The 18,223-nt window shown below is 69.6% G+C and carries 20 protein-coding genes; 11 read left to right on the top strand and 9 right to left on the bottom strand.

Annotated features, from left to right (window positions below; all coding sequences use genetic code 11):
- Window positions 1-153 precede the first annotated feature (153 nt).
- Both FK529_RS03205 and FK529_RS20470 read left to right on the top strand, forming a co-directional pair.
- Entirely contained in the window at window positions 154-1,428 is a 1,275-nt protein-coding gene (locus tag FK529_RS03205) for a DUF445 domain-containing protein (RefSeq protein WP_146559594.1), read from the top strand.
- On the top strand, window positions 1,425-2,261 hold the full coding sequence (locus tag FK529_RS20470) for an Abi-alpha family protein (RefSeq protein WP_231702903.1): 837 nt from the start codon (window positions 1,425-1,427) through the stop codon (window positions 2,259-2,261). The genes FK529_RS03205 and FK529_RS20470 overlap by 4 nt, the downstream gene beginning before the upstream one ends.
- Before the next feature lie 9 nt (window positions 2,262-2,270).
- Here the strand turns inward: FK529_RS20470 and FK529_RS03195 are convergent, their stop codons facing one another.
- Window positions 2,271-2,996, bottom strand: a complete 726-nt coding sequence (locus FK529_RS03195) for a GntR family transcriptional regulator (RefSeq protein WP_146559592.1) — start codon at window positions 2,994-2,996, stop codon at window positions 2,271-2,273.
- 37 nt (window positions 2,997-3,033) lie between these two features.
- Window positions 3,034-3,627 (bottom strand): alpha-ketoglutarate-dependent dioxygenase AlkB, encoded by a 594-nt coding sequence (locus FK529_RS03190; protein ID WP_146560123.1) that lies wholly within the window; start codon window positions 3,625-3,627, stop codon window positions 3,034-3,036.
- 61 nt (window positions 3,628-3,688) lie between these two features.
- Here FK529_RS03190 and FK529_RS03185 point away from each other — a divergent pair, with 61 nt between their 5' ends.
- Window positions 3,689-4,675, top strand: a complete 987-nt coding sequence (locus tag FK529_RS03185) for an LLM class F420-dependent oxidoreductase (protein ID WP_146559590.1) — start codon at window positions 3,689-3,691, stop codon at window positions 4,673-4,675.
- On the opposite strand, the gene FK529_RS03180 is transcribed toward FK529_RS03185, so the two are convergent.
- Entirely contained in the window at window positions 4,618-5,820 is a 1,203-nt protein-coding gene (locus FK529_RS03180; protein ID WP_146559588.1) for a pyridoxal phosphate-dependent aminotransferase, read from the bottom strand. The two genes, FK529_RS03185 and FK529_RS03180, sit on opposite strands and share 58 nt — an antisense overlap.
- A 38-nt stretch (window positions 5,821-5,858) precedes the next feature.
- On the opposite strand from FK529_RS03180, the gene FK529_RS03175 reads away from it, so the two are divergent.
- The 4 genes from FK529_RS03175 to FK529_RS03160 all read left to right on the top strand — a co-directional run bounded on the left by FK529_RS03175 (window position 5,859) and on the right by FK529_RS03160 (window position 9,397).
- Window positions 5,859-7,166 (top strand): phytoene desaturase family protein, encoded by a 1,308-nt coding sequence (locus FK529_RS03175; protein ID WP_146559586.1) that lies wholly within the window; start codon window positions 5,859-5,861, stop codon window positions 7,164-7,166.
- Window positions 7,167-7,243: 77 nt separating this feature from the next.
- The gene (locus FK529_RS03170) at window positions 7,244-7,525 is read left to right on the top strand and encodes a helix-turn-helix transcriptional regulator (protein ID WP_146559584.1); all 282 of its coding nucleotides are present in this window, start codon (window positions 7,244-7,246) and stop codon (window positions 7,523-7,525) included.
- Window positions 7,522-8,064 (top strand): hypothetical protein, encoded by a 543-nt coding sequence (locus FK529_RS03165; RefSeq protein WP_146559582.1) that lies wholly within the window; start codon window positions 7,522-7,524, stop codon window positions 8,062-8,064. Before FK529_RS03170 ends, FK529_RS03165 begins: the two co-directional genes overlap by 4 nt.
- Window positions 8,065-8,164: 100 nt before the next feature.
- Window positions 8,165-9,397: an HNH endonuclease gene (locus FK529_RS03160; RefSeq protein WP_146559580.1), complete on the top strand. Its 1,233-nt coding sequence runs from the start codon at window positions 8,165-8,167 to the stop codon at window positions 9,395-9,397.
- Window position 9,398: 1 nt separating this feature from the next.
- On the opposite strand, the gene FK529_RS03155 is transcribed toward FK529_RS03160, so the two are convergent.
- Both FK529_RS03155 and FK529_RS03150 read right to left on the bottom strand, forming a co-directional pair.
- Window positions 9,399-11,066 (bottom strand): DNA repair helicase XPB, encoded by a 1,668-nt coding sequence (locus FK529_RS03155; protein WP_146559578.1) that lies wholly within the window; start codon window positions 11,064-11,066, stop codon window positions 9,399-9,401.
- Entirely contained in the window at window positions 11,067-11,897 is an 831-nt protein-coding gene (locus tag FK529_RS03150) for a tyrosine-type recombinase/integrase (RefSeq protein WP_231702902.1), read from the bottom strand.
- A gap of 793 nt (window positions 11,898-12,690) precedes the next feature.
- On the opposite strand from FK529_RS03150, the gene FK529_RS03140 reads away from it, so the two are divergent.
- Both FK529_RS03140 and FK529_RS03135 read left to right on the top strand, forming a co-directional pair.
- Window positions 12,691-13,305 carry a DUF5642 family protein gene (locus FK529_RS03140; protein ID WP_146559574.1) on the top strand — a complete coding sequence of 205 codons (615 nt, stop codon included), beginning with the start codon at window positions 12,691-12,693 and terminating at the stop codon, window positions 13,303-13,305.
- A gap of 181 nt (window positions 13,306-13,486) precedes the next feature.
- The gene (locus FK529_RS03135) at window positions 13,487-14,110 is read left to right on the top strand and encodes a hypothetical protein (RefSeq protein WP_146559572.1); all 624 of its coding nucleotides are present in this window, start codon (window positions 13,487-13,489) and stop codon (window positions 14,108-14,110) included.
- Here the strand turns inward: FK529_RS03135 and FK529_RS03130 are convergent.
- The 3 genes from FK529_RS03130 to FK529_RS03125 all read right to left on the bottom strand — a co-directional run bounded on the left by FK529_RS03130 (window position 14,104) and on the right by FK529_RS03125 (window position 15,337).
- Complete coding sequence (locus FK529_RS03130) at window positions 14,104-14,436, bottom strand: type II toxin-antitoxin system Phd/YefM family antitoxin (RefSeq protein WP_158635034.1); 333 nt, start codon at window positions 14,434-14,436, stop codon at window positions 14,104-14,106. The genes FK529_RS03135 and FK529_RS03130 overlap by 7 nt on opposite strands.
- Window positions 14,433-14,651, bottom strand: coding sequence for a hypothetical protein (locus FK529_RS19950; RefSeq protein WP_158635033.1), 219 nt, complete (start codon window positions 14,649-14,651; stop codon window positions 14,433-14,435). Before FK529_RS19950 ends, FK529_RS03130 begins: the two co-directional genes overlap by 4 nt.
- A 260-nt stretch (window positions 14,652-14,911) precedes the next feature.
- The gene (locus tag FK529_RS03125; protein ID WP_231702901.1) at window positions 14,912-15,337 is read right to left on the bottom strand and encodes a DUF6069 family protein; all 426 of its coding nucleotides are present in this window, start codon (window positions 15,335-15,337) and stop codon (window positions 14,912-14,914) included.
- 192 nt (window positions 15,338-15,529) lie between these two features.
- On the opposite strand from FK529_RS03125, the gene FK529_RS03120 reads away from it, so the two are divergent.
- Together FK529_RS03120 and FK529_RS03115 are read left to right on the top strand one after the other, a co-directional pair.
- A complete protein-coding gene (locus FK529_RS03120) occupies window positions 15,530-15,892 on the top strand; it encodes a YciI family protein (protein WP_146559568.1) in 363 nt (120 codons plus the stop codon).
- A complete protein-coding gene (locus FK529_RS03115; protein WP_146559566.1) occupies window positions 15,889-17,106 on the top strand; it encodes an RNA polymerase sigma factor in 1,218 nt (405 codons plus the stop codon). The genes FK529_RS03120 and FK529_RS03115 overlap by 4 nt, the downstream gene beginning before the upstream one ends.
- A 1-nt stretch (window position 17,107) precedes the next feature.
- Here FK529_RS03115 and FK529_RS03110 read toward each other — a convergent pair.
- Window positions 17,108-18,223, bottom strand: a 1,116-nt coding sequence (locus tag FK529_RS03110) for a helicase-associated domain-containing protein (RefSeq protein ID WP_166436372.1), incomplete at its 5' end; no start/stop codon positions are given.

The following is an 18,223-nucleotide window of genomic DNA, read 5'->3' as shown; positions in this document are numbered from 1 at the left end:
GTCGATTCGGCGTGTTCGTCTGGTCACAGTGATCGAATGAAGGGGTAATCCTCTCACTATCTTGAGTAGCGTGAGCGCGAATGTTGTCGAACGGGTGAAAGGCGGACGACCGGTGGTGAGTTCGACGGGACGCCTCGATGATGGAGGCGTGCCATGGATGCGAACCTGATCTCGCACCTCATCACCGTTCCGCTGTTCACCGGCGTCATCGGCTACATCACCAACTGGACGGGCATCCTGATGCTGTTCGAGCCGAAGAAGTTCCACGGCGTCAAGGTGCCCGGCATGGCCACGCTCTACCCGCTGCTCCCGCGCCGCGTCCAGGTGATCCCTGCGATCATGCCCGACGGCCGCGTCGGCTGGCAGGGGATCGTGCCCTCCCGCGCGGAGAAGATGGCGAGCATCGCCGTCGACAAATCGCTCAACAAAGTGGGAAGCATCGCCGAGTTCTACCAGGTGATGGATCCGGAACACGTCTCCGAGGTGCTCACCCGGGCGGCGCTGCCGATGATCCCGTCGATCGTGGAGTCCGTGATGCAGCGCGAGAATCCGCGTCTGTGGTACTCGCTGCCCGAGGACGTCAAGCTCCTGGTCTACCGCCGCGTCTCGGCCTCGCTGCCCAAGGACGTCCGGAAGATCACGTCGACCATCGGCGAGAACATCGACGACTACATCGACGCCAAGCTCCTGGTGATCCGGTACCTGACGAACAACCCGTCGGTGCTCAAGGACATCTTCTACAACATGGGCCGCAAGGAACTGAAGTTCATGCAGAACTTCGGCTTCTACTTCGGCTTCCCCATGGGTTTCCTGCTGGTCGCGCTGCTGCACTTCTTCCCGTACTGGTGGCTGCTGCCGCTCGGCGGGATCGTCATCGGCTACGTGGTGAACTACATCGGCATCCTCATGATCTTCGAGCCGATCCACCCCACCTGGTGGGTGCCCTGGAAGCAGGGCCTCTTCCTCAAACGCAAGAAGGAGATCGGCGAGCAGTACGCCATCGTGATGGCCGATAAGGTGATCACCATCGAGAACATCTGCGACGAGTTGCTGCACGGCCCGAGGTCCGACCGCACGCGCGCCACCGTCGAGGCGGTGCTGCGCGATTCGATCGACAACGCCGCCGGCTGGGCGCGCGGCTTCGTCAAGCTGTCGGTGGGCTCCGAGGCCTACGACCGGGTGCCGCAGCTGGTCGGCGCCGAGGCGCTCAAGGTCGCCCAGGCCACCGTCAGCGACCCGAAGTTCGTCGCCGAACAGCAGACCAAGGTCCGCGAGTTCGTGATCGAGCGGATGAGCAAGCTCAGCCCGGAGGACCTCAGTGAGCTGCTCCGGTCGGCGATCAAGCAGGACGAGTGGTTGCTGTTCCTGCACGGCGCGGTGCTCGGCTCGTTCGCCGGGTTCCTCCATCTAGCGATATTCGGGGTGTGACAGACGTGAGTGAGAAGTCCCGTTCCTCCGCAGCGTCCGGCGAGGCGGTCGCGGACGAGAACCGCGAGCTCGCGCTCCGCGACGGGGGCGGCGAGGTGGCCGCGGCCGACAAGCAGGAGTCCGGCGGGCTCCTGGGCCGGCTCGGTCGCGTCTCGAACTCCGCGTTCAGCGTGACCCGCGAGCTCGGAGGCTCGGCGCAGCGCCTCACCCAGCAGTTCGTGAGCGAGGCCGGACATCTCGTGGACGTCGCGCTGACCACGGACGTCGCGCCGCGCGTCGTCGTGCACGGCGAGGTCGTCGACGAGGTGCCCGAGCAGGCGCCCGACCCCGTCGCGACCACCGAGGAGCTCCGCCGCAGGGGTGATCGCCTCCTCGCCCAGTCCGCCGAGCCCGCCGGCGCGCAGGCGCCGCATCCGGCCTACGAGCACCTCCTGTCGGAGCTGTGCCCCGACGAGGCCCGCATCCTGCGGCTGCTCGTCACCGACGGTGCCCAGCCGGCCATCGACGTGCGCACGAACCGCCCGTTCGGCGTGGGCGCCGAGACCGTGGCCGCCGGCGTCTCGATGATCCCCGAGGTCGCCGGCTGCCGGAACCCGGACCGGATCGCCGAGTACCTCGGCAACCTGCACCGCCTCGGCCTGATCTGGTTCTCCAAGGAGCAGGTCGACGTGCGGCGGTACGAGCTGCTGCAGGTGCAGCCGCAGGTCATCGACGCGATGAGCGCCGCGGGCCGGTACGCGAAGACCGTCCGCCGCCGGATCGAGATCACCCCGTTCGGCCGCGCCTTCTACCGCACCTGTTTCTCGCCGTCGCAGGGTTCCGCAGGGGAGTGAGCCGAGCGCCTACGGCGCCGCGGCGGTCTCCGTGACCGTCATCTGGACCTGGTAGCGGTCGGACCGGTACCAGGAGTAGCTGTGCTCGACGCGGGTGGCGCCGGCGAAGGCCACGCGGTCGAAGGCCAGCAGGGGCGCTCCCGAGGGGACCCCGAGCACGCGGGCGAGCTCCCCGTCGGACGAGATGGCGCCGATGGACTGCTCCGCCCGGTCGATTGTCTGCGCGAACTCGGTGCGCAGCAGCGTGTAGATCGACTGCGTCAGGTCGTGCGCGTCCAGGTCCGGCGCGATCGCCTGGGGGTACCAGGCGTCGTCCACGGAGATGGGCACGCCGTCGGCGAGCCGCAACCGCTTGACGCGGTAGGCCTTGTCGGCGGCACGGATCTGCAGGGCCGAGGTGGTCGACGGGGGCGGCACCCGCAGCTCGGTCAGCAGGACCACGGTGGACGGGGTGCGGCCCAGGCGGCGCATGTCCTCGTGGAACGAGGCGAGGTGCAGCCGAGACCGCGCGGGCCGGTCGGCCACGAAGGTGCCCTTGCCGCGGATCCGCACGAGCGTGCCCTCGGCGACGAGCTGCCGCAGCGCCTCGCGCACGGTGATCCGGGAGACGCCGTACGCCTCGCACAGTTGCCGCTCGCTGGGGAGCGCGGCACCGGGCTCGAGTTCGCCCGTGCAGCGCTGCTCGAGGAGCGCCCGCAGCTGCTCGTGCTTCGGAATCGGGCCGTCCGAGATCATTGACCCATCGTGTCACACCAGGTCATGACCAGTGGGGCTAACGGACGCCGGAGGCGCGGAACTGCACGCTGATCCGCGGGCCCGCGTGCGGCACCTTGGGCACCGCGTGCTCCCAGGTGCGCTGCGCGGAGCCGCCCATTGCGAGCAGGTCGCCGTGGCCCACCGTCAGCTTCGTCGACGCGCCGCCGCCGCGCGGGCGCATCAGGAACGGGCGGGCGGCGCCGAGGGAGACGATGGCGACGATCGTGTCGTGCGTGGCGCCGCGGCCGATCGTGTCGCCGTGCCAGGCCACCGAGTCCGCGCCGTCGCGGTACAGGCACAGGCCGACCGAGGTGAAGGGCTCGTGCAGGTCGTCCCAGTACAGCTCCGTCAGGTCGGCCATCGCCGCGGCGAGCGCGGGGTGCGGGAGGGCGGCGCCATCGCCGTAGTACCGCAGCAGCCGGGGCACGGGCAGCGTCCGCTCGTACATGCGCCGCCGTTCCTCGACCCACGGCACGTCGCGCTGCAGCGCCGCGAAGAGCTCGTCCGCGCCGGCCTGCCACCCCGCGCGCACCTCGAGCCAGGCCCCGTCGGACAGGTCCCGACGGTGCGGGGCCAGCGGTGCGGCGTCGTCGAACAGCGATTCCTGCATCGCCTCCGACGATACGACCACGCACCGACACTTTTCGCGCGACCTCCGTAGGGTTGGAGGCGTGCGATTCGGACTCTTCCTCCCGCAAGGCTGGCGCTTCGACCTCGTCGGCATCGACCCGGCGGACCACTGGTCCGTCATGAACGGCCTCGCCCAGCGCGCCGACAGCGGCCCGTGGGATTCGGTGTGGGTGTACGACCACTTCCACACCACCCCGGTCCCGAGCCGGGAGGCGACCCACGAGGCGTGGACGCTGATGTCCGCGCTCGCCGCCACCACGAGTCGGGTGAAGCTCGGCCAGATGTGCACCGCCATGAGCTACCGCAACCCCGCCTACCTGGCGAAGGTCGCCGCCACCGTCGACCTGATCTCCGGCGGCCGTACGCAGATGGGCATCGGCGGCGGCTGGTACGAGCACGAATGGCGGGCGTACGGGTACGGCTTCCCGTCGGCCGGGGAGCGGCTCGGCCGCCTCGACGAGGGCATCCAGATCCTGCGCCAGGCGTGGACCGAGGGCTCGGCGACGCTCGACGGGAAGTACTACCAGGTCGACGGTGCCATCTGCGAGCCCCGGCCGCTCCAGGACGGCGGCATCCCGCTGTGGGTCGCGGGCGGCGGCGAGAAGAAGACGCTGCGGACCGCGGCGAAGTACGCGCAGTACACCAACTTCGACGGGACCTTCGAGGGCTTCGCCCACAAGTCCGAGGTGCTGCGGAAGCACTGCGCCGACGTGGGCACCGACTTCGACGCCATCACCCGCTCGGCCAACTACAACATCGCGATCGGCGAGGCCGCCCGCGACGTGCAGACGCGACTCGACGAGACCCGCAACCGGCTGCTCGACCACGCGCCCGAGGCCGCCGTCGACGCGACGATGGGCGCCTACCTCGGGATGCCGGGCGTCGGCACCCCGGCCGAGATCGTGGCGAACCTGCAGCGCCTCGAGGCCGAGGGCATGACTTACGCGATCTGCTACTTCCCCGAGATCGCCTACGACACCTCGGGGCTCGAGCTCTTCGAGCGCGAGGTGATCCCGGCGTTCAGCTGACCGATCCTGCGGGCGCCCTCCACCAGCACCTCCTCGCGCTTGGCGAAGGCGAAGCGCAGGAGGTGGCCCCAGCGGGCCTGATCGTCGGCGAGCGCGCTCACCGGCACCGCCGCGACCCCGATCCGCTCGGGCATCGCGCGACACAGGGCGCCGGCGTCCTCGAAGCCGAGCTCGCGGGCGTCGGCGACGACGAAGTAGGTGCCCTCCGAGGGGTGCACCGTGAACCCGGTCTCGCGCAGGGCGGCGGTGAGCAGGTCGCGGTTGTCCTGCAGTGCGGGCGAGAGCTTCTCGAGCCACGAAAATTCGTTGTCGAGGGCGTGCGCGACGGCGTGCTGCAGGGGCGTCGCACCCGTGAAGGTGAGCCATTGCTTCGCGGCGCGGCACGCGTCGGCCAGTGCGCGCGGGGCGGTGATCCAGCCGACCTTCCAACCGGTCACGTTGAAGGTCTTGGCGGCGCCGGAGATCCGGACGGTGCGCTCCCGCATCCCGTCGAAGGCGGCGAGCGGCCGGTGTGCGCGGCCGTCGAAGAGCAGGTACTCGTAGACCTCGTCGGTGAAGCAGAGCAGGTCGCGCTCGATGCACACGTCGGCGATGAGCTGCAGGTCCGCGTCGGAGAGCACCGTGCCGGTGGGGTTGTGCGGCGAGTTCACGATGATCGCCGCCGTCTTCTCCGTGACGGCGGCCCGCAGCCGGTCCGCGTCGAGGGCGTACCGTCCGGCGTCCTCGACGAGCGGCACGACGACGCGGTGCGCGCCCGCCATCGCCACGGTCGCGGCGTAGGAGTCGTAGAAGGGCTCGATGAGGATCACCTCGCGGCCGGGCTCGACGAGGCCCAGCACGGCGGCCGCGATCCCCTCGGAGGCGCCGACGGTGACCAGCACCTCGCCGTCCGGGTCGTAGCGCAGGCCGTACTCGCGCTGCACCTGTGCGGAGACGGCGCGGCGCAGCTCGGGCAGGCCGTCGCCGGGCGGGTACTGGTTGAGCCCGCCGTCGATCGCGTCCTTCGCGGCCTGCAGCATGCCCGCCGGCCCGTCGGTGTCCGGGAAGCCCTGCCCCAGGTTGACGGCGCCGGTCGCGGCGGCGAGCGCCGAGATCTCCGCGAAGATCGTCGACGTGAACGGCTGGAGGCGTCGGACGGTGCGCATGTCCGCAGCCTAGTGGTCCGCGTGGCTACCGTGGGGGCATGACAACCGCCGTCGTCGTCGGGTCAGGTCCCAACGGGCTCACCGCTGCCGCGTCGCTGGCGCGCGTGGGCCTCGACGTAACCGTGCTCGAGGCCTCGACCACCCTCGGTGGAGCGTGCCGGTCGGACTCGCTGCGGGGGACCGTGATGGACCGGTTCTCGACGGGGCATCCCCTCGCGTACGCCTCGCCGGCCCTGCGCGACGTGGGTGTCGAGATCGACTGGGGCACGGCGGAGATCGACGTGGCGCATCCGCTTTCGCCCGACCCGGCGGACGCGGTGGGCACCCTGGCCGATGTGCCGGACTGCGGGCCGGAGGTCATGCCGGTCTTCTTCGGCCCCATGACGGACGTGCCGCGTCACCCCGTCGTCGCGACGCGGTGGGGACCGCGGTTCCTCCTCCCGGCGGCGGTCACCGCCGCCGCGCTCGGGCGGACGGGCGGCGCCGTCTTCGCCGGGGTCGCCGCGCATTCCATCAGTCCGCAGCACCTGCCGATGACGTCGTCGATCGGGTACCTGCTCTCCGGCGCGCGGCCGTGGCCGGTGCCGATCGGCGGCTCCCAGCGGATCTCGGACGCACTGGCCGCCATCGTCGTGGCACACGGCGGGACGATCCGGACGGGGGAGCGGGTGACGTCGCTGCCCGACTCCGACCTGGTGATGCTCGACACCGGCCTGCCCGCGGCGCGGGACCTGCTCGGCGATCGTGCTCCCGGGTGGTTGCGCCGGCGGGTGCGGCAGTGGCGGTTCGGGCCCGCGGCGTTCAAGGTCGATCTGGTGCTGGACGGCGGGATCCCCTGGGCGCACGAGGAACTCCGACGGTCGGCCTTCGTCCATCTGGGCGGCACGGCGCGGGAGATCGCGCGCAAGGAGCTCATGGTGAACCGCGGCCGGATGCCCGAGCGGCCCGTGATCATCCTCTCGCAGCAGTACGTGGCGGATCCGTCGCGCTGCGCCGGTCCACTCGTGCCCGTGTCCATGTACGCGCACTGCCCCAACGGTTTCCCGGGCGACCTCACCGCATCGATCGTCGCCGAGGTCGAGCGGCACGCGCCCGGCTTGCGGGAGCGGATCGTCGAGGTGCGCTCGGTCGGGCCGGCGGCCCTACAGGCGGGGAACGCCAACCTCGTCGGCGGAGACATCGCCGCCGGCGCCGCCCTGCCCGCGCAGCTGGTGCGCCGGCCGAAGCTGGTCGACCCCTACCGCCTCACCGACCGCGTCTTCCTGTGCTCCTCCGCCGCAGGTGCGCCCGGCGTGCACGGGATGGTGGGCTGGCACGCCGCGGCCTCGGCGCTGCGGTCGCTGTAGGGCGCGGCCACGCGGCCGGAAGCATGAAGTGCATGCCTCTCTTGACAGAGTGTTGGGTTTTCCTAACAATAGGTTGCATGAGTCCGGTGAAACGGGAGGGTTCGCTCCCCATCTTCAATCGCATCGGAGTGCTTCGCGCCGAGCGCCGGATGACCCGGAAGGAGTTGGCGGCGGCAATCAATGTCAACCCGCAGACGGTGGGCGCGTTGGAGCGTGGGGATCACTATCCCAGCCTCGATCTCGCGTTCCGCGTGTGCGCGGTCTTCGACCTGCCGGTCGAGGCTGTGTTCTCCCGCAGCGAATTCGGGCCCCTGTCAGCAGAGCTGTACGGACGCAACGAAAGAGGTGTAGCACGATGACGACGAGCTTGATCACCCGCTACCAGGAGCGCCGCGCCCGGAAGTTCCGGGAGAACGAGGAGCGGTGGTCTACGCTGCTCCCATCGTTGCGCACCCGTTCACGGCGACGACTGTTGGTCGCCGTGTTGCTCATCAACTATCTCTTCATGTTCGTCGTCGCGGTGCTGTGCCACTTCGACGTACCCAACGCGCCGCTGCTCTGGTTGCCCGCGTACCTGGTTAGCGTTCCGATCTGGGTGATGGTGCAGATCGTCTCGGGTAGGCAGGGCGATGCCCCCGCCACCGCGCTGGACGAGTGGGAGGTCGAACAGCGCAACGAGGCCCGGTCCATGGGATTCACCGTCATGGGGAACCTGGTGCTGCTGGCAGTCGCGTACACCGTGGTCACCTCGGTGGTCGCGCAGCCGGACGGGAATCCGTCGTGGCACTACGCCGCGGGCCTGTTCACCCTCGTCGCGGTGCTGATCGGCATGACGACGCCCGCCATGATCCTCGCGTGGACCCGCCCCGATATCGACGCGGAGGACGCGGCGGTCTGACTCGCCGGCCGCTTCGTAGGTACCTCGTCTCTTCGACGAAGATGTTCGACTATCGAGCAGAGATCGAAAACTTGTCAGTGGGTCGATGTAGCGTCGGGCCATGGAGGAAGATGCTGGCGTAGAGGATGATCGGCCGCCCGATCCGGGGTCTGGCGACGGTGCGGCCGAGCGGTTGCGTTCGATGGAACAGCGGCGCTGCCGGACGGTGTTCGAGCAGTACCGGTTAGCGGTCGAGCTGCTGCGGGAGCGGGTCTGCGAGCGGATCGCCGCCGGGCTGCCGCAGGACCGGTGGCAGCAGGGGGTGGCCGCGGAGGTCGGGTTGGCGTTGCATCTGTCGCCGCACACGGGCGCGAAGTTCCTGGCGCGGGCGGTGGAGTTGGACAAGCACCTGCCGCACACCCTTGCCCGGCTGCGCGAGGGCGACCTGTCACCGGAGGCCGTCCCGGTGATCGTCGCCGGCCTATCGCACCTGGACGACGCGGACCGGCGCCGCGCGGACGAGCAGCTGTGCTCCGACCCGACGACGCTCGCGGGCATGGGCCTCAAGCAGCTCGCCGCCCGCGTGAAGCAGGCCGCGTACGCGCTGGACGGGCGGGGCACCGTCGATCGGGACGCGTGGGCGGAGAAGGACCGGACGGTGACCATCCGCCCGCTGCCCGAGGGCATGGCGCGGGTGTCGCTACTGCTGCCGGTCGCGCAGGGCGTCGGCGTCTACGCGGCGTTGCGCCGGCACGCGGACACCGTGGTCGGGGTCGCCGGGGACGTGCGCACCCGAGGGCAGGTCATGGCCGATACCGCGTTCGCCCGGCTCACCGGCCGGGCAGCTGCGGAAGGGCAGCCGGTGCTGGTGAACCTGACAATCCCGGCGACAGTGCTCCTCGGTGACCGGCCCGGGACGGCGCACCTGGACGGCGGCGGGACGATGCCGGCGGAGATCGCCCGCAACCTCATCGGGAAAGCCACCGCCGCGGGCGTCGCCTGGGTCAAACGGTTGTTCATCGCGCCCGAGTCGGGTGCGGTGGTCGGGATGGACTCGAGGGCGCGGTGCTTCCCCGACGGGCTGGCGGAGATGATCCGAGCACGGGACCGGTACTGCCGCACCCCGTACTGCGACGCACCCATCAGCCACATCGATCACATCACCCCACACGCGCACGGCGGACAGACAGAGTTCGCGAACGGGCAGGGCCTGTGCGCCGCATGCAACTACGCCAAGGAAGCCACCGGCTGGCACAGCGCAGTCATCGACGACCCGAGCGGACGGCACACCGTCGAGACCCGAACACCGAGCGGACATGTCCACCGGTCCAGAGCGCCGGAACAGGCGGCGTGAGTCAGTTCGCTTCGCCGATGGCGGGGCCGAGGATGTCGTCGGCGTCGACGATGCGGTAGGCGTAGCCCTGCTCGGCGAGGAAGCGCTGGCGGTGCGCGGCGTAGTCGGCGTCGAGGGTGTCGCGCGAGACGACGGAGTAGAAGTGCGCCGTGCCGCCGTCGTGCTTGGGGCGCAGGAGCCGACCGAGGCGTTGCGCCTCCTCCTGCCGCGAGCCGAACGTGCCCGAGACCTGCACGGCGACGGAAGCCTCCGGCAGATCGATGGAGAAGTTCGCGACCTTGCTCACCACCAGCGTGGAGATCTCGCCGGCCCGGAACCGGTCGAACAGCGCCTCGCGGTCCTTGTTCTTCACCGAGCCGGTGATGACCGGGGCGTCGAGCTCGCGGCCCAACTGCTCCAGCTGATCCAGGTAGGCGCCGATCACCAGCGTGGGGGCGCCCTGGTGTCGCTCGAGGATCGACTTCACCACCGCCACCTTCGTCGGGGCGGTGGACGCCAGTTGGTAGCGCTCGTCGGGCTCGGCGGTCGCGTACTGCATGCGCTGGTTCTCGGTGAGGGTCACGCGCACCTCCACGCAGTCGGCGGGCGCGATCCACCCCTGCGCCTCGATGTCCTTCCACGGCGCGTCGTAGCGCTTCGGCCCGATGAGTGAGAAGACGTCGCCCTCGCGGCCGTCCTCGCGCACGAGGGTCGCGGTGAGCCCGAGTCGCCGGCGGGACTGCAGATCGGCGGTCATCCGGAAGACGGGCGCGGGCAGCAGGTGCACCTCGTCGTAGATCATCAAGCCCCAGTCGCGCGAGTCGAACAGGTCGAGATTCTTGTACTCGCCCTTAGACTTCCGCGTGAGCACCTGGTAGGTGGCGATGGTGACCGGGCGGATCTCCTTCTTCTCGCCCGAGTACTCGCCGATCTCCTCCTCGGTGAGCGACGTCCGCGCCAGCAGCTCCCGCTTCCACTGCCGCCCCGCGACGGTGTTCGTCACCAGAATCAGGGTCGTGGCCTGGGCCCGCGCCATCGCGGCCGCGCCGACCATGGTCTTGCCCGCGCCGCACGGCAGGACGACGACCCCGGAACCGCCCAGCCAGAACGAATCCGCCGCGACCTTCTGGTAGTCGCGCAGCTCCCACGGGTCGGACTCGGTGTCCAGCGCGATGGGGTGCGACTCGCCGTCCACGTACCCGGCGAGGTCCTCGGCGGGCCAGCCCACCTTGAGCAGCAGCTGCTTGAGATGGCCCCGCTCGGACGGATGCACCACGACGGTGTCGTCGTCGATGCGGGCGCCCACCATCGGGGCGATCTTCTTGTGCCGCAGCACCTCCTCCAGCACCGCCCGGTCCAGCGAGACGAGCGTGAGTCCGTGCACCGGGCTTTTCACCAGCTGCAACCGTCCGTAGCGGCTCATGGTGTCGACCACGTCGACCAGCAGCGGCTGCGGCACGGGGTAGCGGGAGAAGCTGACGAGGGCGTCCACCACCTGCTCGGCGTCGTGCCCGGCGGCCCGCGCGTTCCACAGCGCGAGCGGCGTCACGCGGTAGGTGTGCACGTGCTCCGGGGCGCGCTCGAGCTCGGCGAAGGGCGCGATCGCGGCGCGCGCGGCGCCCGCCAGCTCGTGGTCGACCTCCAGTAGGAGCGTCTTGTCGGACTGGACGATGAGGGGTCCGTCGGTCATCTAGTTGTCTCCGTCCGTATCTGTGCTGGTAGAAGGTCCAGGGTCCCAGGTGAAAGGCTCGTAGTCAGGCTCCGATCCCGCAGCGATCCCGCAGGAGTTGGCGGCGGGAGCGTCAGCGTCGAGCGCGGTGATCGCGGCGTCGAGGTTCGCTGCTACGGCGTCGAGGTCAGAGTCGAAGAGGTCGCTGTACACATCGAGCGTCATCGAGGCTTTCGAGTGCCCGAGCATCCTCTGGACGCCGAGGACGTTTGCGCCCGCTGATATGGCAAGCGAGGCAGCGGTGTGACGTAGGTCGTGCGGTGTGAAGGTGGGGAAGGTTTCGTCGTCGGCGCGGCATCGAGCGAGGGCGGGGCGGAACACTCTGTTGCGCCACGTGCCGACCCGCAGCACGGTCCCCCGCGTGTTGGTGAACACCAAGTCCTCCCGCCCCTTGCCGCTCACATGGTCGGCGAGTAGGTCGGCGAGCGCCTGGGGGAAGGGCACGCTGCGGCGCTCGTGGCTCTTGGGTGTTTTCCAGTCGAGCTTGCTCGCCTCCACGACAGCGCGGCTCACGTTGATCCGTCGCCGCGCCAGGTCCACGTCCATGACGCGGAGCGCGGACATCTCGCTCCATCGGAGCCCTGTGTAGCCCAACGTCAACACCACGAGCCCATCATCCTCGCAGTGCTCCGCCAACTCACGAAGCTGCTGGTGGGAGAGGTAGCCGCGATCAGGGTGGGTGCGCTTCGGCAGCATGATCCCCGCAGCGGGGTTGCGGGGGAGCCGCCCATCCTCCACTGCTGCATCGAGCACCATGCGGAGTAGGCCGTGGGCGTTCTCGATGCTGGGCACGCCCACCTCCTGATCCACGAGAGCTGCGATCCAGGAACGCACGGCAGATGTCTTGACTTCACGGCGACTGTCGTCACCCCAACTCTCACCACCGCGACTGCCCCGCAGACTACTGCCCCGCAGGTCCCTGAGACCACAGCACCGCAGCAATACCCGAAACCGACACAGGACTATCCGACAGGCACCCCCGCGCAGCCCACCGTGACTGAGGTGCCGCAGGCGCCAACGGAGACGCCTCCTGTAGCTCCGCCGAAGCCGACACAGACTGAGAAGCCTGCTGACGTGCGTGCTCCGACGACTCAAGCAGCTCCTGAGCCTGCCAAGGCTGGATGGTGGAGTCGCAACTGGAAGAAGGTTGCGGTCGGCGTTGGTGTGGGAGCACTGGTGGTTGCAGGTACGGCCTGCGTAGTGGCAACGGCCGGAATCTGTGCGGCTGTCGGCGCAGGTGCAGCAGGCGCGGGAGCTGCTGGAGCTGGCGCTGCGGGGGCGGGTGCCGCTGGCGCGGGTGCCGCAGGTGCGGGGGGCGGCTGCCGCTGGCGCTGGTGCTGTTGCGGCAGGTGGCGTTCTGGTGGGTGCGACATCTTGACCCACCAGCCAATGATCGAGGAGATGAACACGTGAGCAACGAAGTCCCTGGGAGCGGCGACGAAACCGAACCCATCGAGCATTCGGCTTCTGACGACCTAGGGTCGTCAGGCATTGAAGCGAGTTCTGCTTTGGCGCGAAAGTCTAGAGTTTGGGTCGCAGCGGGAATGGCAGCTGCGATCGTCGCTGGGGCAGGGGTGTCGTCTGGTTGCTGAATAGCGACAACGATGACCAGCTGAAGTCGGCCACCTTCACGCCGCAGAAGGTCGAGTCGATAGTCTCGAAGTTCCCTGTAGGCACGCATGTAGCGAAGAGTGAGAAGACCCTCGGGCAGGCCGACGTGACGGCACTCGCGGCAAGTGATGAGGCAGTCGTCACTCCTTCGACTTGCCAGGGGAAGCAGAAATTCAATTCGCAGCGCCTGCTTGGCGCGAAAATCAGCACAGTGAATGCTCAGATTGAGGGGGTGCGGTATAGTATTAACGCTCAGCAGATTCCTTCAAGTAACGCATCGCGTACGCCTCGCGATCAGGCGTGCGAACGAATGTCGCTTGCGTACGGCGACGGCAGCTACAGCATCATCTCGCCTGCCGAGTCGCCAAAGGTGGCAGGAGTCGACACTGTGGCTACTCGTACCACTACGCGAACTGTGGCTAAGGAGACAGTCGACAATTTTACGTTTGCAGCTTGGACCGACGACTATCATGCCGTCGTCGTTCTGGCCACTTCCGACCCTTCTTACAAGCCGCAGGCTAACCCCATCGATCCCACCTTCGCGAAGGAGCTACTCTCCGAAGCGGTTAGGCTGGTGACTACAACGTAGATCCGAGGAGGGCGCTATCGACACGGCACAGCTGGTCGAACGTGTAAATGTCGAAGGAGTTCGAGGAGTTGCAGATCGGATCGAGCTATCCGATTCGGATGCATACGCTGAAACTTGGTGGAGGGGCCAGGCGCGCGACGCTCGTGAGAACGCGGCTCTGGTAGCCGATCGCTGGCAAGAGGTGCTTCCCGACAGCTTCAAATTCCTACGCGAGGTCATCCGCGAACACGCGCTCGTGGCACCAGTTTCCCTGATTAAGGAGGGGCGTGAAACGAATTATGGTCTACTCTATCTGATTCAGGGGCCCGACTCCACGTCGGACGCAGATAGCGGGATTGCTTGTTTCGGTTTCCCTAATGTTTCACGAAAGGAAATCGAAACCTCTAGATTCGGGACGCGGTTGCCACAAGATGTACAGGACTTCTACCGTCTGGTGCACGGAGCGTTTCAGATTGTCATTCAGAGCCATGGGGACATGATCGTGCCTGTTGACGAGATTCGGACGTGGAGTGAGCGCACGGGGATATTCGCGCCGGACGAGTTTGAACATGGCAAGTTCGAAAGCATTCTTGAAGGGGCGGAGTACGTTCCAGACCCGGGCAAAATGGCGGTGGTCTGGGAGGCGGGATTGAGTGCAGTCGCTGTGGACCTCGACAGGCCAGAGGAATGCTGGGACTATGCAGGGGGCGTGCTGAACTATATTCCTCGGGTGGGGTCGAGTGGTTTCGTGAACACTCCCTCTACGACCATTGACCTCGCTGTCCTCTCGTTCCTCGGCTATTACCCAGGTATCGACCGCTATTGACGCGCTGCACGATCTCCAGCGGATGTCGATGTAGTGCCATTACTTCGCTGGCTCTCCACCAGCGCGTATCGAGGGCGGGGACGATCCCCCATGCTCTCGTTAACGCCCCGTCGAGCGCGGCCAGGGCGTGCCGACGGGGTGAGCATGGGCTCGTCCTCGACCGCGACCACGCTCGGGTGCACGAGCACGGCGACCGCGTGCCCGTTGCGGGTCAGGGTGATCGGCTCGCGCTCGCACGCGGCGATGAGCGCGGACAGGGCCGCGCGGGCGCGGTGGAGGGGGACGGTCGGCGAGGTCGCCTGCGGCACCTCGCTCCGCTCGGTCACGGGCAGCGACCGCCCCGATGAGGTACGGGCACGCCCGCGCGGCGTAGGCGCGCGGCGAGGTTGCGCGTACCCCGCCAATCCGAGGGCGTGCGCGCGAGCACGAGCACGGGCAGATCGTGGCGGCACGGCGGTGGGATCAACCGCAGGTGGCGGCGGCACGTGTCCAGCCGCCAGCCGTGGGCGACGGCGAGGGCGATGAGCGCGCGCTGATCCATGTGCACGAGCCTGCCCGTGGGGTGGGACATGCGCGGGGGTGGTGGGGAGGGGCGGTCGTCATGTCCCCGAAAACGGCATCATGGCCGATGATCTTTGCAGGTCGCGGGGCGGCTTCCGATCCCGCAAGAATCCCGCAACACGGAGCGTCTCCTCACAAAACACGAGGACAGTCAGAACCATTCCGCTGGAGAAATGGCTGGTAGACGTGTTTTCGGCCCTATCTCTTGTCGGACTGGACGATGAGGGGTCCGTCGGTCATCTATCCATTGTGCCGCGTGAGGCGACGGGCGAGCACCGGCACCACGATCGCCGCCGCGACGAGGTGCGTCAGGATCAGCACCGCGGCGGAGGCCGCGTCGAACCCGAAGGTCAGATCCGGCACGAGCGACAGCACCAGCAGCACTACGCAGGTGCGCACGAAGGTGGAGCGCGGGCGCCGTGCGCGCCTCGCCAGCACGGCGGCGATGCCCACGGCGATCAGCGAGAAGACAAAAGTGAGCTGGGCGAACCCGAGCAGGGGGATGGAGGAACCGTCGGGCCCGGCGAAGCTGACGCCGGCGGCGGACGCGACGGCGGCGATCGCGGTGGTGGCGACCGAGGCGCCGACCGCGGCGCCGACGCCGTGCTTCCACACGGGCAGGCGGTCGGTGCGGGCGGGGGCGGTGGTGGGGGCGATGGTGCTCATGGCGTGCTCCTCAGCGGTGGTGACGGCGCCCGGGATGGGCGGGTCCTACCCCTTCCACGAACGGGGCCGACGGATTTCGACATCGGCGCTGCGAAGAATCTCCCGGGGTGGTGTCGTATCGGTACGCCTGCGTTCGTAGTGAGGGTGAAGGGCGCCCACCGGGGCGGCCCGACGACCGAGAGGAACACGATCATGACGCACTACCTGCTCTCCGTGCACGGACCCGTCGAGCGCGGCGACTTCGGCGACTACGGCACCAAGGAGGCGATGGAGGAGGCCTTCGCACGCACCGACGCCTTCAACCAGCAGCTCAAGGCCGACGGCTACTGGGTGTTCGCGGGCGGACTCGCCGAGGCGACCACGGCCACCGTCGTCGACGGCCGCGGCGACAAGCCGATCATCACCGACGGCCCGTATCTCGAGTCGAAGGAGCTCATCGGCGGCTTCTGGGTGATCGACGCCCCCGACCTCGACGTCGCGCTGCGGCTCGCGGCCGAGGGCTCGAAGGCCTGCGGCGGCACCGTCGAGGTCCGGGCCTTCGACGGGCTGGCATGACCGATTCCGGCGCCGGCGCCGCGCTCGACCGGGTCTTCCGCGAGGAGTACGGCCGGGTCATCGCCTCGCTCGTCCGCCGCTTCGGCGACATCACGATCGCCGAGGAGGCGGCGGGCGAGGCGATCCTCGCCGCCGCAGAGAAGTGGCCCACCTCCGGCGTCCCGCCGAACCCCGGCGCCTGGCTCACCACCACCGCGGGCCATCGCGCGATCGACCGGATCCGGCGCGAGAACCAGCGCGAGAACAAGCACAGGGCGGCCGAGATGATCCACGACGACTCCGGCCCCGAGCCGACCGGCGCGGTCGAGGACGACCGGCTGCGGCTGATCTTCACCTGCTGCCACCCGGCGCTCGCGCCCGAGGCGCGGGTCGCCCTCACGCTGCGCCTGCTCGGCGGCCTGACGGTGCCCGAGATCGCGAGCGCCTTCCTCGTCGCCGAGACCACGATGGGGCAGCGCATCACCCGCGCCAAGAAGAAGATCGCCGCCGCCCGCATCCCGTACCGCGTGCCGGCGGCCGCCGACCTGCCCGACCGGATCGACGGAGTGCTGACGGTGCTCTACCTCGTCTTCAACGAGGGCTACCTGGCCAGCGGCGACGGCGCGCCGATCCGCGCCGAGCTGACGGGCGAAGCGATCCGGTTGGCACGGCTCGTGCGGGGACTGCTGCCCGACGACCCCGAGGTCACCGGCCTGCTCGCGCTCATGCTGCTCACCGAGGCCCGTCGCGAGGCGCGCGTGCGCGGCGGCCAGCTCGTCCCGCTCGACGAACAGGACCGCGCCGGCTGGGACCGCGCCGCCATCGCCGAGGGCCACGACCTGGTCCGCGAATGCCTGGTGCGGAACAGGCCGGGGCGGTACCAGATCCTCGCCGCGATCGGCGCCGTCCACACCGACGCGCCGAGCGCCGACGCCGTCGACTACGCGCAGGTGGTCGCGCTGTACGACCAGTTGCTCGTCATCGACGGATCCCCGGTCGTGCGACTCAACCGGGCGATCGCCGTCGCCGAGCTCGATGGGCCGGAGGTGGCTCTGGCGTTGGTCGACCCGCTGCCGCTCGACGGCTATCACCCCTGGCACGCCACCCGCGCGTACCTGCTGCGCAAGCTCGGGCGCACCGCGGAGGCGAAGGACGCCTACGACGCGGCGATCGCCGCCACCGGCAACACCGCTGAGCGCGCCTACCTCACCCGCAAGCGCGGCGAGCTGGTCTGAGCTACTCCACCGGCTCCGCGGTGGTCACACGGTGCAGGGCGAACCGGCGGGTCGCGTCACCGTCGAGCGCGGCGAGCTGCCCGTGCCGCACCGACTCGGGCACCACGACGTGCCGCGTGAACACCCCGTTCGCGTCCACGTAGCCCAGCCGTACCGGGCGGCCCTCGCCCGCGGCGGACTGCAGCAGCGCCATCAGCTCCGGGCCGGACGTGCGGGGACCGTCGTCCGACGGGGCGTCCTGCCGCCGGATCTGCACCGCCGCGTCGGCGAGCTGCTCGAGCGTCGGCTGCGCGGCCGGGGGACGCGGCCGCGGCGACGGCAGGCGGATGGCGGGGGGCCGCAGATCGACGACGACCCCCCGCGAGTCCTCGGCGGCGGCCGTGAAGCCGGCGGCGGCGAGCCCCGCGACCAGCTCCGACAGGGGTACCTGGGCGATGAGCACCGTCGGGGCGACGGCCCGCAGCGCGAGCGCCTCGGCGGCGGGGGAGGAGAGGACCGCGGCGATGAGCGCCGGGTCGTCGGAGCGCAGGAACGAGCCGGCGACGCCCGCGCGCAGCGCGCCGTGCCGCCGCGCGACGTCGTCGACCAGGTACGTCAGTCCCTGCGGCACCGGCGTCACCGAGTGCGCCACGAAGAAGGCGTGCACCTCCGCGGACGTGCGGCCGGCGTCCAGCGCGCGGCGCACCGAGGCATCCGTCACGCGGTACACCGCGGCGCCGCCGGCCGACTCGAGATCCGCGACCAGCGCGACCGCCGCGGCGAAGTCGTGCGTCGTGGGGCCGGGGATGGTCAGCGTCAGGTCGGCCTGGAGGAGGAACTCCTCGACGGGTCTCGGCAGCGCCGCCGCCATCGCCTGCGCGGGATCGGTGGTGCGCGCGGCCCGGCCGGCCGAGGTCAGCGCCCCACCCGCGACCAGGCCGACGATCTGCGCCTGCTCGACGATGCCCGCGATCGCGTCCAACGTGAGCCGCCGGTACCAGGACGGATGCGCGAACCGGACGGCGGCGTGCAGATCGGGCGCCGCGGGGGCGGCGCCGGGCGGGGCGAGGGCGAGCGCGTCGAGCACGGCCGCGCGGTCCTGCGGGGCGACGGTGCTGCGCGCGGCCCGGTGCAGCGG

This window comes from Tsukamurella asaccharolytica (assembly GCF_007858435.1).
Lineage (GTDB): Bacteria > Actinomycetota > Actinomycetes > Mycobacteriales > Mycobacteriaceae > Tsukamurella > Tsukamurella asaccharolytica.
Note: the sequence above shows the minus strand (reverse complement) of the source record. Positions and strands in the feature narration are given on the sequence as shown.

Coding starts and splice junctions, on each gene's coding strand:
- FK529_RS03115 (WP_146559566.1), top strand. CDS start 15,889: ATGACCGATTCCGGCGCCGGCGCCGCGCTCGACCGGGTCTTCCGCGAG.
- FK529_RS03195 (WP_146559592.1), bottom strand. CDS start 2,996: ATGATCTCGGACGGCCCGATTCCGAAGCACGAGCAGCTGCGGGCGCTC.
- FK529_RS03180 (WP_146559588.1), bottom strand. CDS start 5,820: ATGCGCACCGTCCGACGCCTCCAGCCGTTCACGTCGACGATCTTCGCG.
- FK529_RS03120 (WP_146559568.1), top strand. CDS start 15,530: ATGACGCACTACCTGCTCTCCGTGCACGGACCCGTCGAGCGCGGCGAC.
- FK529_RS03155 (WP_146559578.1), bottom strand. CDS start 11,066: ATGACCGACGGACCCCTCATCGTCCAGTCCGACAAGACGCTCCTACTG.
- FK529_RS03205 (WP_146559594.1), top strand. CDS start 154: ATGGATGCGAACCTGATCTCGCACCTCATCACCGTTCCGCTGTTCACC.
- FK529_RS03165 (WP_146559582.1), top strand. CDS start 7,522: ATGACGACGAGCTTGATCACCCGCTACCAGGAGCGCCGCGCCCGGAAG.
- FK529_RS03190 (WP_146560123.1), bottom strand. CDS start 3,627: ATGCAGGAATCGCTGTTCGACGACGCCGCACCGCTGGCCCCGCACCGT.
- FK529_RS19950 (WP_158635033.1), bottom strand. CDS start 14,651: ATGGATCAGCGCGCGCTCATCGCCCTCGCCGTCGCCCACGGCTGGCGG.
- FK529_RS03175 (WP_146559586.1), top strand. CDS start 5,859: ATGACAACCGCCGTCGTCGTCGGGTCAGGTCCCAACGGGCTCACCGCT.
- FK529_RS03160 (WP_146559580.1), top strand. CDS start 8,165: ATGGAGGAAGATGCTGGCGTAGAGGATGATCGGCCGCCCGATCCGGGG.
- FK529_RS03170 (WP_146559584.1), top strand. CDS start 7,244: ATGAGTCCGGTGAAACGGGAGGGTTCGCTCCCCATCTTCAATCGCATC.
- FK529_RS03125 (WP_231702901.1), bottom strand. CDS start 15,337: ATGAGCACCATCGCCCCCACCACCGCCCCCGCCCGCACCGACCGCCTG.